The sequence below is a fragment of the Niallia sp. CD-39 genome, from assembly GCF_059874745.1.
The window spans coordinates 479360-494189 of the sequence record NZ_JCBCPS010000001.1 but is presented as its reverse complement, the minus strand read 5'-3'; the positions used below and the strand labels follow the sequence as shown (position 1 = coordinate 494189).

The 14830-nt window shown below is 35.9% G+C and carries 12 protein-coding genes; 9 read left to right on the top strand and 3 right to left on the bottom strand.

What is annotated here, in order from left to right:
- Positions 1–15: 15 nt before the first annotated feature.
- Both pssA and AC6F34_RS02465 read left to right on the top strand, forming a co-directional pair.
- On the top strand, positions 16–738 hold the full coding sequence (pssA, locus tag AC6F34_RS02470) for a CDP-diacylglycerol--serine O-phosphatidyltransferase (protein ID WP_500768619.1): 723 nt from the start codon (positions 16–18) through the stop codon (positions 736–738).
- A gap of 376 nt (positions 739–1114) precedes the next feature.
- Complete coding sequence (locus AC6F34_RS02465) at positions 1115–3295, top strand: sensor domain-containing protein (RefSeq protein WP_500768617.1); 2181 nt, start codon at positions 1115–1117, stop codon at positions 3293–3295.
- Between the two features lie 66 nt (positions 3296–3361).
- On the opposite strand, the gene AC6F34_RS02460 is transcribed toward AC6F34_RS02465, so the two are convergent.
- Both AC6F34_RS02460 and AC6F34_RS02455 read right to left on the bottom strand, forming a co-directional pair.
- Positions 3362–5407: a molybdopterin oxidoreductase family protein gene (locus AC6F34_RS02460; RefSeq protein WP_500768615.1), complete on the bottom strand. Its 2046-nt coding sequence runs from the start codon at positions 5405–5407 to the stop codon at positions 3362–3364.
- A 148-nt stretch (positions 5408–5555) separates the two neighbouring features.
- Complete coding sequence (locus AC6F34_RS02455; RefSeq protein WP_500768613.1) at positions 5556–5771, bottom strand: methionine aminopeptidase; 216 nt, start codon at positions 5769–5771, stop codon at positions 5556–5558.
- A gap of 180 nt (positions 5772–5951) precedes the next feature.
- On the opposite strand from AC6F34_RS02455, the gene AC6F34_RS02450 reads away from it, so the two are divergent.
- The 3 genes from AC6F34_RS02450 (at position 5952) to AC6F34_RS02440 (ending at position 8997) form a co-directional block, all read left to right on the top strand.
- Entirely contained in the window at positions 5952–6641 is a 690-nt protein-coding gene (locus tag AC6F34_RS02450) for a TerC family protein (protein ID WP_500770095.1), read from the top strand.
- Between the two features lie 482 nt (positions 6642–7123).
- Entirely contained in the window at positions 7124–7477 is a 354-nt protein-coding gene (locus tag AC6F34_RS02445) for a DUF485 domain-containing protein (RefSeq protein ID WP_500768611.1), read from the top strand.
- Entirely contained in the window at positions 7474–8997 is a 1524-nt protein-coding gene (locus tag AC6F34_RS02440; RefSeq protein WP_500768609.1) for a solute symporter family protein, read from the top strand. The genes AC6F34_RS02445 and AC6F34_RS02440 overlap by 4 nt, the downstream gene beginning before the upstream one ends.
- 54 nt (positions 8998–9051) lie before the next feature.
- Here the strand turns inward: AC6F34_RS02440 and AC6F34_RS02435 are convergent, their stop codons facing one another.
- The gene (locus tag AC6F34_RS02435) at positions 9052–9768 is read right to left on the bottom strand and encodes an NAD-dependent deacylase (RefSeq protein WP_500770093.1); all 717 of its coding nucleotides are present in this window, start codon (positions 9766–9768) and stop codon (positions 9052–9054) included.
- A 183-nt stretch (positions 9769–9951) separates the two neighbouring features.
- Here AC6F34_RS02435 and ytvI point away from each other — a divergent pair, with 183 nt between their 5' ends.
- From ytvI to htpG, 4 genes are all read left to right on the top strand, one after another.
- Positions 9952–11052 (top strand): sporulation integral membrane protein YtvI, encoded by a 1101-nt coding sequence (gene ytvI, locus AC6F34_RS02430; RefSeq protein ID WP_500768607.1) that lies wholly within the window; start codon positions 9952–9954, stop codon positions 11050–11052.
- A 90-nt stretch (positions 11053–11142) separates the two neighbouring features.
- The gene (aroD, locus tag AC6F34_RS02425; protein WP_500770091.1) at positions 11143–11898 is read left to right on the top strand and encodes a type I 3-dehydroquinate dehydratase; all 756 of its coding nucleotides are present in this window, start codon (positions 11143–11145) and stop codon (positions 11896–11898) included.
- 1 nt (position 11899) lies between these two features.
- Entirely contained in the window at positions 11900–12685 is a 786-nt protein-coding gene (locus AC6F34_RS02420) for an SDR family oxidoreductase (RefSeq protein WP_500768605.1), read from the top strand.
- A 118-nt stretch (positions 12686–12803) separates the two neighbouring features.
- Positions 12804–14678: a molecular chaperone HtpG gene (gene htpG / locus AC6F34_RS02415; RefSeq protein WP_500768603.1), complete on the top strand. Its 1875-nt coding sequence runs from the start codon at positions 12804–12806 to the stop codon at positions 14676–14678.
- Positions 14679–14830 lie beyond the last annotated feature (152 nt).

The window sequence follows — 14830 nt, the reverse complement described above, 5'->3', positions numbered from 1 at the left end:
AGGAGGATGCATCTTATGAAACTGATTAAAATGATCCCTAATATGATGACTTTAGGTAATTTATATTGTGGATTTCTATCAATTGGATTTGCTGCTTATGGTCAATATAATAACGCTGCCATTTTAATCATTATTGGGATGATGTTAGATAGTATGGATGGAAGAGCGGCGAGAATGCTTAAGGTGGATAGTACGCTTGGCAAGGAACTAGATTCTTTAGCCGATGTAGTTACATTTGGAGTAGCGCCATCATTCTTAGTTTATTATACATATTTTTACCAATTTGGAGTAGTTGGTATGGCGATTTCGGGGTTGTTTCCATTATTCGGAGCATTTCGCTTAGCGAGATTTAATATTAGCTCTTCCAAACAATCATTAAATTATTTCATCGGTGTACCAATTACAGCGGCAGGCGGAATTTTAGCGGTTCTTACACTATTCGGGAGTGTGATTCCTAGCATTGTGACAACGGTTGTATTTACAGCACTTTGCTTTTTGATGGTGAGCCGCATTCGTATACCGAGTTTTAAAGAAGTCCCATTGCCAAAATATGGTACAATTGTTACATTGTTCTTGGGGAGTTTATTGTATGTGTTATATATGGGAACATACTCTACATATCCATTTTTAATTTATATTTTCACCCCATTATACATCGGTTACGTTTTGTATCAATTTAAAAAAGGAAAAACAAAAAGAGAACAAAAAAAACAAGGTGAAGAAAATCACGAAGAGTAGGTTTGGAATCGATCGATTCCAAACCTTTTTTGTATAATCTTTTTATGAGTATTTATGGGTGTATATCATTACAGTAGATGGTGGCGACCCCTTGAAAACGTTCTGCATTTTCTACCAGTTAGTTACTGATATAGCAGTCCTTGTTTCATAGGAAGCTTCCTCGTGAAGAGATAAACGAAGATCATATTAACTTAATGCTGTTTATTCATCACCTTTAATTGGATAAATGGTTCAATTAGCTTGTTTTTTCTATAGGCCATATTGAAATCATGATAAAAGGAAAATGTAAAATGATACAAAAGGATTGGGCGTTTCGACCGATATGTAAAGTAAAAGATTCAACAGGTCGATTTTAGTGCGCATTGGGGGCTGTATCATGGATAACCTTACGGGAATAAATAGTCAAAGTGCTCTATTAAATATAGATACATTGAAAAATAAATATGAAAACTTAGATGCTCACAATATAAAGGAAATAATTAAGGAAGATTTAATTGGTTTGCAGAACCAATACGAACAATATCTGAATCTGACTTATGCGATCGACACGTCTACAATTGTAGCTATTACAGATTTGCATGGTGTGATTCTATATGTAAACGATAAGTTTGTTGAAATATCCCAGTACTCAAGAGAGGAATTGATCGGAAAAACTCACAGGGTCGTTAGCTCAAATTATCATAGTGCAAATTTTTTTCAAGATATGTGGAGGACAATCAAGAAAGGGAAGATTTGGGAAGGGGAGGTGAAGAACAGGGCAAAAGATGGAAGCTTTTATTGGGTAAAGACTTCGATTGTACCCATTCTTAATGAATCAAATGAGATTAAAATGTTTATCTCATTAAGAACTGATATTACAGAAGGCAAATTGCTCCAAGAACAACTGTTTAATGGAATGAAAACAAACTTTCAACATGTCGTTTCTACAATGAATAATATCATTTTTAAAGTAAAGCGCTTTCAAAGAGGAGATTACATTTATACTTTAAGTACCGGTAAATTAGCTGAACAGCTTAATCTATTCGGCGAATCAATTGAGGGAAGAAGCCCTAGTGAGGTCTTTTCATTAGATGTAGCAGATAAATTAATTAGCCATTATGATCAGGCTTTCCAAGGTGAAAAATTCAGTTTTACATTTAGCTATGAAAATTATTACTTAGTAACTCATCTTTCCCCAATAGAAAGCGATGGAGAAATTGAAGAGATTATTGGATGCGTTAGTGATATTACTGAGTTATATCAGGCGCAAAAGCAGGTTGATAAATTAGCTTTTTATGATCCAGTTTCAGAATTGCCAAATCGACGTAGTTTTTTTCTAGAGTGCGAGAGAAGATTTAGTGTGCAAAGTGAAACGCCCTTTTCAATTTTTATCCTAAATATTGACCGGTTTAAACAATTGAATGATTCATTAGGGTTTGCAATTGGAGATGAACTGATTGCTGAGATTTCTTTAAAGTTGAGCTTACTACTGCCTGAAGATGCCACAATCTATCATTTTATGGGAGATGAGTTTATCATTCTCTCTGAAACGAAGGATTTAAAGAAGTTAAAAACATTGGCTCAAGAGATTCTAAAGTTGTTTGAGCAGCCGTTTATGCTACCATCGAATATTCAATTGTTTACATCAGTAAGCATTGGGATTAGTACGTATCCAACGGATGGGAAAACCTACTTAAAGTTATTAAAGTCAGCTGAAGCAGCTAAATCTTATTCGAAAAAATTAGGTCGCAATCTATTTCATTTTTATAGTTTTGAAATGGCAGAGTATGATGAGCAGGTGTTAATGATTGATCAACAACTACGAAAAGCGATTAATAATAACGAGCTGGAATTGTACTTCCAACCAAAAGTTGTAACAGAGAACAAGAAAATTTCTGGGATGGAAGCGTTGATTCGTTGGAAAAGCCCAGTTCTTGGTCAAGTGCCCCCTGATACATTTATCCCTGTTGCAGAGGAGACTGGATTTATAACTATGCTTGATGAATGGGTGCTCACTGAAGCATGTAAGCAAAATAAATTTTGGAATGACCACTTATTTGAAGATCCTCTGAAGGTATCTGTAAATGTTTCAGCAGTACATTTTAAAAGACCACATTTTGAAGAAAGAGTATTAAATGTACTTCAAAAAACAGGCTTAGATCCAAAGTTATTAGAAATTGAAATTACTGAAACGAGTTTTATTGAGGATAGTGAGGAATGTATGAAGTCCTTAAGAGTATTAATGGATGCAGGGGTAACTGTTGCGATTGATGATTTTGGTACAGGCTATTCTTCTTTGCTCTATTTAGAAAAGCTTCCGCTTTGCACATTAAAAATCGACCGGGCATTTATTCGTCAAATGGAAAAAAGTAGAGAGTCAATGAAGATCGTTAAAGCCATCACTGTTCTTGGGCATGAGTTAAATTTAAATGTAATCGCAGAAGGAATTGAGACAAAAGAAGTCTATGAACAAATAAAAAAAATCGGTTGTGACGAAATTCAAGGATACTTCATTAGTAAACCTTTAAATACAGATGATTTTGAAGTTATGTACGAGCAACAAATTGTAGCTGTATAAGGGCAATTAGGTAAAAAAACGACTCTTTCATTCAAACTTTGAAAGAAGAGTCGTTTTTTTATGTCTTTATATGTTCTTTGCCTTTTCAATATCAACTTTTCCTGAGAAGAAGGTTGCACCACCACCCATATCTGCGATGCGATCTGGAGTTAATCCATTTACTAATTGCTTCTTCTTCGGGTCATCCTTCCAAAGACCTTGAGAAACAGCTACCCCTTCCATGACATTGTCAGAAACTACAGCTTTAAGGACACACTCTCCACGATTATTCCATACACGGACATAATCTCCGTCTTCTATTTGTCTAGCTTCTGCATCATTATAATGAAGGTGAATTCTCGGTTCCTTTTCAAGGGATTCATGCTTTTCATTATTCGAGAATGTACTGTTTAAATAATTATGAGTTGGTGCAGGAATAAATGAAAACGGGAAATCAGCTTCAAAATCACTTTCTTCAAAAATCGGTAATGGAGCGTACCCATCATCCTTCATTTTCTCTGAATACAATTCAATCTTTCCACTCGGAGTATTAAGGGGGAAACTAATGAGTGGAGGGATAGTTGCTTTAGCAAAATGTTGCGACTGGAGCAACTCAAGAGAAATATGCAGAATATGGTCGTGATCATTCGTAGATAACGCTACGTTTATCATCTCTTCGTCAGATTCTTTAAAGAGATCTTCTGTAAAATCCATTGCCTTTGCTAATAATCTAAATACATCTGTATTTGATTTTGACTCACCATATGATTCAATAACTGGCTGCTGCAATTGGATATAATGATGCCAATATGAGGCATAAAAATCAGTATTTTCATAAGATGATGTTGCAGGTAGAACAATATCAGCATATGTCGCCGTTTCTGTTAAAAATAAGTCATGGACGACCAGAAATAAATCATCTCTGAGCAGTCCTTCTTTTACCTTATTCGCATTTGGAGCGACAACAGCCGGATTACTAGAATAGACAAACATTGAATGAACAGGCTTTACGTTATCCAATAAAGCTTCACCAATTAGGTTCATATTAATCGAACGAACTGACTGGTTTTTAAGCAAATCAGGTCTCTGTAACGCAAATTCATTATGCCCTAAGTAACCTGAATTACTTTTGATAGCACCGCCACCTTTAAGTGACCAAGCTCCAGTAATAGCAGGTAGTATAGAAATCGCCCGAGTTGCCATTCCACCATGATCATGATGTTGCAATCCGTTGCCAATTCTAATGAATGATGGCTTTGCTTTTCCGTATAGCCTCGTAAATTCAAAAAGATCATCAACAGAAATACCAGTAATTTCAGAAACTAGCTCCGGAGTATATTGCTTTACATGCTCTCTTAAAGCATCGACTCCAACTGTATACTTATCTAGGAATGTTTTATCCTCTAACTCTTCTTTAAATAATATATGCATCATTCCTAAAGCAAGAGCACCGTCAGTTCCTGGCTTGATAGGGATGAACCAATCTGACATCCGCCCGGTTTGGTTTTTATGGACATCAATTGTGATGATTTTGGCCCCGTTTTTCTTAGCTTTCTGAGCAAGTGTCACTTGATGCATATTCGTGCTAACCGCATTGACTCCCCAAAAAATAATCAGTTCAGAATGAATCGTATCCTCAGGGTCAGTTCCAATATTGCCTCCCATTGTATATGCATAGCCTTTTGTGCCTGCAGATTGACAAATGGTTCGTTCCAGTTGAGATGCACCTAGCTTATTAAAGAAACGGCGGTCCATTCCTTCCGAATTAATAATTCCCATGTTTCCATAAAAGCTATATGGCAAGATGCTTTCGGGACCGTGTGTTTTAATTAAATCTACCCACTTGCTTTTAATCGTTTCAATTGCTTCTTCCCAACTAATTCTTTCAAATGATGCTTCTCCTTTACGACCGATCCTTCTCAATGGATATTGAAGTCTTTTAGGATCATACAGTCTTGCTGTCATATTCCTAACTTTGTTACAAATGGTTCCTTTCGTTACTGGATGGTCTTTGTCTCCTTCAATCTTTATAATTGCTCCGTCTTTTTTATGTACTAACAGTCCACATTGATCTGGGCAATCTAAAGAACAAACAGATCGAAACACTCCGTCCTTTTGCTCTACATAAGACATTGCCATCCACCTCTCAATATTATAAATGTATTTCAAATTTACCATAAGAAAAAGAGCGCTGTCTAATTAGATTGAACAAAATAGTTATTATATCTATATTAGAATAATAGATTTGAGAGGAAAGAGCATGAGGAAGCCATGCTCTTTTTTAAGGTAGTTTTGAACTTTCCCAATCGGAGAATAAGCCAGAGCCGTTACAGCCATTGCAGTAAATGGAATCCCCATGATACATGTACATTTCAGGCGGGTAAACGAGAAATCCTCTACCTGAACAATCTGGGCACTTATTTGAATCTTGAAATTGCTTCAATTTCTTCTCTTGACGTTCTTTTCTCCACGTTTGGAAAGATCGAACAATTTTCATATTCAACACCTCTTACCCATTATTTTGTATAAAAAAATCCTTTTTATACCATTATATTGAATGAAAGAAAAATGGTTTATAAAAATAGTTTTGAAAATGCATGGAAATTGAAGGGACGTGCAAAAATTGACGGTGATTGAACAGTTTATTAATACATATACTGCATTCTTTGACTGGACTATGTGGTGGGAGGTTCTATCGAATCCAATCTCGTGGGGATATATTGGTACACTCATAGTGTTAGAAGGCTTGCTTTCAGCAGACAATGCGCTTGTTTTAGCAATGATGGTAAAGCATTTACCAAAGGAAGAACAGAAAAGGGCATTAACTTACGGTGTATTCGGAGCATACTTTTTCCGGTTTTTCTTTATTGGAATAGGTATGATGCTCATCCAGTTTTGGTGGCTAAAATTAATTGGTGCACTGTATCTTGCATGGATGGTGTATCAACATTATCGAAATAAAAAAGCAGATCATGTTGAAGAAGAAAAAAGTCAAAGCAAAGGCTGGCTAATTGGTGCAGTCGGGATGTTTTGGGCTACTGTTATTTCAGTCGAAATGATGGATATTGCTTTTTCTATGGATAGTATATTAGCTGCTTTTGCAATATCAGAAGAAGTGTGGATATTGTTGATCGGAGGTATGATTGGCATACTAATGATGAGAACAATCGCTGGTGTCTTAATTGATGTACTTGAACGAATGCCGGAGCTTGAGCATATTGCTTTTGTGTTAATTGGTTTGATTGCAATAAAAATGCTGTTAAGTGCCTTTGGAGTTGAAGTAAGTCATCTATACTTCTTTATAATCATTACTTCGACACTACTTGGGTTTATTACCTACTCTGTTCTTAAAAGAAGATATGCTTGAAGAACAATACAAAAGAGATCGAGGAAAATTCCTCGATCTCTTTTGTTTGTAAATGTCCATTAATTGCTGAATATGAATGGACGCTTCGTGTGCATTAGTATTTCTATCGCTGCCAATAATGTCAACTGAATTCCAAATTTTATTAATTATAGCAAACGGCGGTGACCTCTGAAGGGAAAAGAATGTCAAGAGAGACTCCGCAAGATCGAAGTGACAAGGAGAATATTTCGGACAGTCAATGGAGAATGACTGCCTGAAGAGATAATGGAAGAGTATTATGTGGACAAAAAAATACTACTGCATAAAAAGTTTAACACTCTAAAGCGATATGAATAATCGCTTTAATAAAGCGATTTCAGCAGTTTTTCTGTAAAAGAATGTAATAATAGCGCTTACAAATAGGTCTTTAGAACTATTGTTATTAGTTGTCTTATTTTTTAGAATTGTGTTATATTTCTGATAATATAAAAGGAGGTAAAAAGATGGGAAATTTGGCGAAGGACTATCCTTCCAAAGATAAGAAGCAGGAAATGATTGAAAACGTTTCCAAATCACCTAAGTTTCATAACCTCATCAGTGATAAGAAAAAATTTATCATCCCAGTTACTATTTTCTTCTTGGCCTTTTATTTCACTCTACCAATTTTAACATCCTACACAACTATTTTAGAAGCTCCAGCAATCGGTGCGATTACATGGACTTGGGTATTCGCATTTGCCCAATTTATTATGACATGGGTATTATGTACAATCTACGTGCGAAAAGCTGCCAAGTATGATGAGCAAGTAGAAGAAATTCTAAAAGAAAATAGTGAACAAGGAGCTAAAAACGAATGAGTTATACAGCACTTAGTTTATTCTTAGTTATTGTTGGTTTGACGTTGTATATTACGTATTGGGCAGCTAAAAGAACAAATACAACAAGTGAATTTTATACAGCTGGTGGGGGGTTAAAAGGTTGGCAGAATGGTCTTGCAATCGCTGGTGACTATTTGTCTGCTGCTTCATTCCTTGGAATTGCTGGCGCAATTGCGTTGACTGGTTTTGATGGGTTTTATTTCTCAATCGGATATTTAGTCGCTTACTTGGTTGTGTTATTTATTGTAGCTGAGCCATTAAGAAACTTAGGGAAGTATACGATTGCGGATATGATCAATGCTCGCTTTGAACAGAAAAAAGTGCGTGGGGTTGCAGCATTAAGTACCATTACGATTGTTATATTTTATATGATTGCACAGCTTGTTGGTGCAGGTGCTCTTATTCAATTATTATTAGGAATTGATTATTGGGTTGCTGTATTATTAGTTGGTGTTATGATGACAACTTACGTATTATTCGGCGGAATGACAGCAACTAGTTGGGTGCAGATTATTAAAGCGGTACTCTTAATGCTTGGTACATTGATTATTTCATTCCTTGTATTAGCAAAGTTCAATTTCAACATCTTTACAATGTTTGAAGAGATGAAAACGGCAACTTCTCATGGAGAAGCTTTCTTAAACGCAGGTGTGAGATATACTATGCCACTTGATACAATTTCGATGATGGCAGCACTAGTATTAGGGACTGCTGGTTTACCACATATTTTAATGCGCTTCTTCACTGTTAAAGATGCTAAAACCGCGAGAAGCTCTGTTGTTACTGCAACTTGGGTAATCGGAATCTTCTACGTCCTCACGATTTTCTTAGGTTTTGGTGCAGCAGCATTTGTTGGTTCTACAGATATTATCGCAGCAAACGCTGCTGGAAACATGGCAGCACCATTATTAGCAGAAGCATTAGGTGGAGAATTCCTAATGAGCTTCGTAGCTGCTGTTGCGTTTGCGACGATCTTAGCAGTTGTAGCAGGATTAGTTCTATCTGGTGCATCGGCATTTGCTCATGACGTATATGGGCAGATTATTAAAAAAGGAAAAGTCACAGACCGTGAGCAAATGCTTGCAGCACGTTATGCTTCATTAGCGGTTTCAGCACTTTCCATTGTTCTTGCTCTATTCGCACAAAGCATGAACGTAGCCTTCTTAGTATCATTGGCATTCTGTGTGGCAGCAAGTGCAAACTTACCTGTTATTATATACACGATCTATTGGAAGAAGTTTAATACAACAGGAGCAGTTACTGGGGTATTAACTGGTTTAATTACAGCACTTGTTCTAGTTGCTGTAAGTCCGAACGTTTTAAGCCCTGAAGGAACTGCAATTCTAACAGGTACACCGTTGTTCCCATTAACGAACCCAGCAATTGTATCGATTCCAGCTGGATTCCTTGGAGGATTCATCGGTACAATTGTATCGAATAAACGCGATGATAAGAAGTATGAAGAAGTATTGGTTAAGGCGAATACTGGAATAAAGTAAGTGTAAAAATTCAGGTTAGTTGGAGTGATTCAGCTAACCTGGATTTTTATCTTTTTATGAAACCGCCATCTGTTGATCGACTTGACGAAGGAAATCTCCAATTTTCTGATCTTGAATAATGGCATCAGCATACTGATCCAGAAAAGTTTCGTCATGATTTACAATGATAAGTTTTGCTCCATTCTCTTTAGCGATAAGGGGAAACTGATTTGCTGGTGATACGGTTAAAGAGGACCCTAAAACAATGAATAAATCCGCCTTTTGCGTTTCATTATAAGCTTTTTCGAACGCTTCCTCAGGTAACGATTCTCCAAAAAGTACGACATTCGGTCGCAATTTGCCCCCGCAGTTACAGATCATTTCTCCTTCTAGATAAATGTCACTTGAATACTTCTTTTTACAAGTCTGACAATGTAGCTTTTGTAACGTACCGTGTAGCTCAATAACATCCTTTGCTTCTGCCATTTGATGAAAGCCATCGACATTTTGAGTGATAATAGATTGAATAATGCCTTCTTCTTGCCATTTGCCAATGATGCGATGACCAATATGTGGCCCAAACTCTTTTAATGCTTGAACTCTGCTTTGGTAAAAGTCAAAAAAATCATCTACCTGTTCATTTAAGGCTTGGATGGATGCTAGTTTTTGTAAATCGTGCTTATTCCATAATCCTTTCTGAGAACGAAAATCTGGAAGACCGCTTTCCGTTGACATTCCAGCACCAGTAAATACAACAGTATATGTAGCCTCTTGCAATAATTTAAGCATGATTTTGACTCCTCCTTGGATATTTAATAATTAATAATAGTGGATTTTATGATTTGTTTATCATTTTTATCGCGCCATAAATAATTTCTAAAGAAAACATGGACGGTTTTGTTTACATTCCATAAGAATATGCATATGATTATTACAATGGTGTTTAAACTCTAGATGTGGAAAGGTGGCCCCTGATTGATACAAGCAACGCATACAAAAGATTTAATCAAAAAAATAGTGCTAGTGATCGTTTTTATTGCAGCTGCTATTTTCATGTACATACATTTTTCTAAGTTCTGGCCAATTTTACTTGCATTATTAACAGCTATGATCTTTGAGCCCTTTGTTAAATGGTTAATGAAATCAATGAAGGTTCAGAAAAGAATCTTACCTGTAACGATTGTATTTTTAACGTTTTTATTTATATGTGGACTTACGTTATATTTAACTTTAACAAAAGTTATCAAGACAGTGTATGACTTCTCCTTGAAAATTCCAAGTTACGCTCTTGAGGTTGAACTGTTTTTGAATAAAGCTATTAACCATCTAAGAGAGTTAATCGAAGAAATCCCTCAAGGAACCATGATCATAACTGAACTTGAAAGTCGAGGAGAATCTTTTGTCCAAACATCGATTGACTTCACAACACACTTAGTTCAATTAATTGGAAATTGGCTGCAATCGATTCCTAATACTTTGTTCATTTCACTGATTTATTTTATTACACTTTTCTTATTTAGTTTAGACCTGCCGAGACTGCTAAATTTGTTTTTTAACTTTTTTAAAGACGAAACGTCTAAAAAGCTTAGATTTGTTTTTCAAAACATGTCAAAGGTATTCCTTGGTTATTGGAAAGCGCAGTTTATTCTTAGTGTCGGGGTATTCCTAATTACATATGTTAGTCTCTTGTTTATTTCGAGAGATGCTGCATTTATTATGGCACTCGTTATATGGGTTGTCGATATTATTCCACTTTATGTTGGTCCTGCCTTGGTGCTGGTGCCATGGGCTTTATTAGCGGTAATTCTTGGCAATGTTTCAACAGCAATTCAATTATCTGTACTAGCACTAGTCTTGTTAATTTTAAGAAGAATCATTGAACCAAAGGTGCTTGGAGATTCAATTGGTTTAGCTGCACTACCAACGGTATTATCGATGTACTTTGGCTTCGTCTTTTTCGGGGTACTAGGTTTAATATTGGGTCCATTCGTATATATTGCCATTCGATCTGCAATCGAATCTGGATTGTTTAGCAATAGTATATTCGCAAAAAAACGCGAAATAGATCATAAATAATAACAACAGACCCTACTGGAAGCTTTTCTTTAGTAGGGTCATTTTCTAAATAGAATACATATACGATTGGATGAGATAACTTTGCTTAAGGTGAGGGAGATAGAATTAGGAACAGGAAGGCCGAAGATCATAGTTCCCATTATTGGCAAAACTGAAAAAGAGATTCTCAATGAAGCAATTGAAATGATTAGCAAAAAGCCAGATTTAATAGAATGGCGAGTGGATTTTTTTGATGGATGTAGAGATATTGTGCGTGTGCGTACAATCGTTGATCGTCTTCGAGAACATATAGATAATACTCCATTAATCTTCACTATTCGTACGAAAGCTGAAGGTGGGTGTATAGAGCTCACATCGCTTGAGTATCAAGCCTTAATTGAAAAGGCTATTCAATTAGAGAACATTGACATCATCGATATAGAATATCGAACGATTCATGTTCCATTACAAGAAATGAAAGGGTGGAATAAACTTCTACTTTGTTCTGTTCATGAATGGAACCACACACCTAGTAGGGAAGAAATTTCTCGATTGATGAAAGAGATGATCACAGCTGGCGCAGATCTACCGAAGCTCGCTGTTACCCCAATTAACTCATATGATGTATTGACCTTATTTGAGGCAAATGTATGGCTAAAAGAGCATTACCCAACCCAACCATTTATTACGATGGCAATGAAAGAAGTTGGTCTACTAACAAGAGTTGCCGGTGGTTTGTTTGGATCTTGTGCAACATTTGCGAGTGGGAAGTATTCTTCAGCACCAGGACAAATCCCGATAGATGAAATGAAAATAATGATAGAATTACTACATAAACAGACTGATCATAAGAAGGAGGAGTTTTAACATGGATTTAGGACTTAAGGGGAAAGTTGTTATTGTCAATGCTTCAAGTCAAGGGTTAGGTAAAGCAATCGCGATTGGCTTTGCAAAAGAAGGTGCTAATGTAATGATCTCTAGTAGAAATGAAGAGGCATTGATTGCTGTACAGCAAGAAGTGAAGGAGCAGTACAATGTAGATATCTCATACTGCCGTTGCGATGTTACAAACCCAGATGATATTGGGAACCTTGTACAATCAACAGTTGATGAGTATGGTACAGTTGATATTCTGATTAACAATGCCGGGGGACCTAAAGGAGGTACATTCCTTGATGTTACGGATGAAGATTGGGAGAATTCTTTCCAATTAAATGTGATGAGTCATGTGAGAATGATTCGTAACGTTGTTCCACATATGATGGATAGAGGAGGAAAAATTATCAATGTTGCTTCTTCCTCAATTAAACAACCTATTCCTGGTTTGATTCTGTCTAATACATTTCGTTTAGGAATTGTTGGCTTAACGAAAAGTTTGTCTAGTGAGCTAGCACCTTATAATATTCTAATTAATACAGTCGCGCCTGGTAGAATTGCAACAGATCGAGTCGATTATTTGGACAATTTAAAAGCGAATAAGTTAAATGTAACGAAAGAACAAGTACAAGAAATGGCTTTAAAGGAAATACCATTAGGGCGTTATGGAAAGCCTGAAGAGTTTGCAAATATGGTCGTGTTCCTTTCATCAGATGTAAATACATTTGTGACAGGCAGCTCCATATTAGTAGATGGGGGAATGGTAAAAGCACTATAAGGTGCTATCCTCCTTGACGAGTATATGTAAGTGTGTTATTAAATAAGAGTATAATTATTAGCACTCTAAGTATAAGAGTGCTAACTTTATAAAATGTTAATAGCTAGGAGGGTTTTGAATGGGAAAAATGCAATTCCAAGCAGAATCAAAAAGACTATTAGAATTAATGGTGAATTCAATCTATTCACAGAAGGAAGTGTTCTTAAGGGAACTTCTATCAAATGCTAGTGATGCTATCGATAAGATGTATTATCGTGCGTTAACAGATGAAGCAATTCCATTTCAAAAAGAAGATTATTACATAAAGATTATTCCAAACAAAGAAAATCGTACATTAACAATATCTGATACAGGAATTGGAATGTCTAAGGAAGACCTGCAAAGTCATTTAGGTGTCATTGCGAGAAGTGGTTCTCTTGCTTTTAAGAAGGAGCACGAATCGAAAGACGGCCATGACATCATCGGTCAATTCGGTGTAGGTTTTTACGCTGCTTTTATGGTTGCAAAAAATGTACAAGTTATCAGTAGAGCTGTTGGAGCTGATGAAGCCTATAAATGGGAGTCAGATGGAGAAGATGGATTCACAATTGAACCGTTCTCGAAGGAAACACCTGGAACAGATATTATCCTCTATTTAAAAGATAATGAAGAAGAGGAAAGTTATGACGAATTCTTTGAAGAATATCGACTAAGATCAATCATTAAGAAATACTCAGATTTTATTCGCTACCCAATCAAAATGGATGTTAAAACAAGCAAACCGGTTGAAGGCAAAGAAGATGAGTTAGAAGAAGTGGTTGAAGAACAAACGATCAATAGTATGGTACCGATTTGGAAGAAAAATAAAAGTGAACTGACTGAAGAGGACTATTCAAATTTTTATGCCGAAAAGCATTATGGTTTTGATCAGCCATTGAAGCATATTCATTTCCAAGTGGACGGTAGCATTCGATATAATGCAATTCTTTATATTCCTGAAAGCATTCCGTTTAATTACTATTCTAAGGAGTTTGAAAAAGGATTAGAGTTATATGCCAACGGCGTCTTAATCATGGATAAATGTGCGGATTTACTTCCTGACCATTTTAGTTTTGTTAAAGGGATGGTTGATTCAGAAGATTTAAGTTTAAATATCTCACGTGAAATGTTGCAACAAGACCGTCAATTAAGCTTGATCTCAAAGAATATCGCTAAGAAAATTAAAAGCGAATTGCTTTCCTTATTAAAGAAAGACCGCGACAAATACGAAACTTTTTATGAATCATTTGGACGCCAATTGAAATTCGGTGCATACAATGAGTTTGGTGCACATAAGGATGCGCTACAAGATTTGCTTATGTTCCATTCATCTCATGAAGAAAAACGTGTAACATTAGATGAATACATCGATAGAATGAAAGAAGATCAAAAATACATTTATTATGCAACAGGAGAGTCGATTGAAAGAATTAAGAAGCTTCCACAAACTGAACTTGTCCTCGATCACAAATATGAGATTCTTTATTTCACAGAAGATATTGATGAATTTGTTGTAAAGGTACTGATGAACTATAAAGATAAGGAATTCAAATCGGTTTCCAGTGGGAATTTAGGAATTGACGCATTAGACAAAGATGATGATCGTACTGAAGAAATGCATAAAGATTTATTTAATGAAATGCAGAAGATTTTAGCGTCTAGTGTTAAAAATGTAAAGTCTTCTAAGAGATTGAAAAGCCACCCAGTTTGCTTATCAACAGAGGGCGAAGTATCAATCGAAATGGAAAAGGTATTAAAGATGATGCCTGATAATCAGAATATACAAGCAGAGAAAGTGTTAGAAGTAAATGCGAATCATGAAGTTTTTCATAAATTAAAAAATGCATTTGAAAATGATCAAGAGAAGTTTACATTGTATACGAAGCTCCTCTATAATCAAGCTTTGCTCATAGAAGGCTTAGCGATTGAAGATCCAGTTGAATTCACTAATGACATATGCAAAGTAATGGTTTAAAAGTGATAGGCTCAAGGAATTCTTCCTTGAGCTGTTTTTATTGGAAAAAATGAAATTAATTCAGTTCATTTAAAGCGTTCTGTTGATATTCTTTGAAGAATGCATCGCAAAAATGATCCCATTTAGCTGCTGCTTCAATCGAAGCATCACAT

Bases quoted from the DNA above. Each gene is read 5' to 3' on its own strand.
- pssA (WP_500768619.1), top strand. From the start codon at position 16: ATGAAACTGATTAAAATGATCCCTAATATGATGACTTTAGGTAATTTA.
- AC6F34_RS02465 (WP_500768617.1), top strand. From the start codon at position 1,115: ATGGATAACCTTACGGGAATAAATAGTCAAAGTGCTCTATTAAATATA.
- AC6F34_RS02460 (WP_500768615.1), bottom strand. From the start codon at position 5,407: ATGTCTTATGTAGAGCAAAAGGACGGAGTGTTTCGATCTGTTTGTTCT.
- AC6F34_RS02455 (WP_500768613.1), bottom strand. From the start codon at position 5,771: ATGAAAATTGTTCGATCTTTCCAAACGTGGAGAAAAGAACGTCAAGAG.
- AC6F34_RS02450 (WP_500770095.1), top strand. From the start codon at position 5,952: ATGTGGTGGGAGGTTCTATCGAATCCAATCTCGTGGGGATATATTGGT.
- AC6F34_RS02445 (WP_500768611.1), top strand. From the start codon at position 7,124: ATGGGAAATTTGGCGAAGGACTATCCTTCCAAAGATAAGAAGCAGGAA.
- AC6F34_RS02440 (WP_500768609.1), top strand. From the start codon at position 7,474: ATGAGTTATACAGCACTTAGTTTATTCTTAGTTATTGTTGGTTTGACG.
- AC6F34_RS02420 (WP_500768605.1), top strand. From the start codon at position 11,900: ATGGATTTAGGACTTAAGGGGAAAGTTGTTATTGTCAATGCTTCAAGT.
- htpG (WP_500768603.1), top strand. From the start codon at position 12,804: ATGGGAAAAATGCAATTCCAAGCAGAATCAAAAAGACTATTAGAATTA.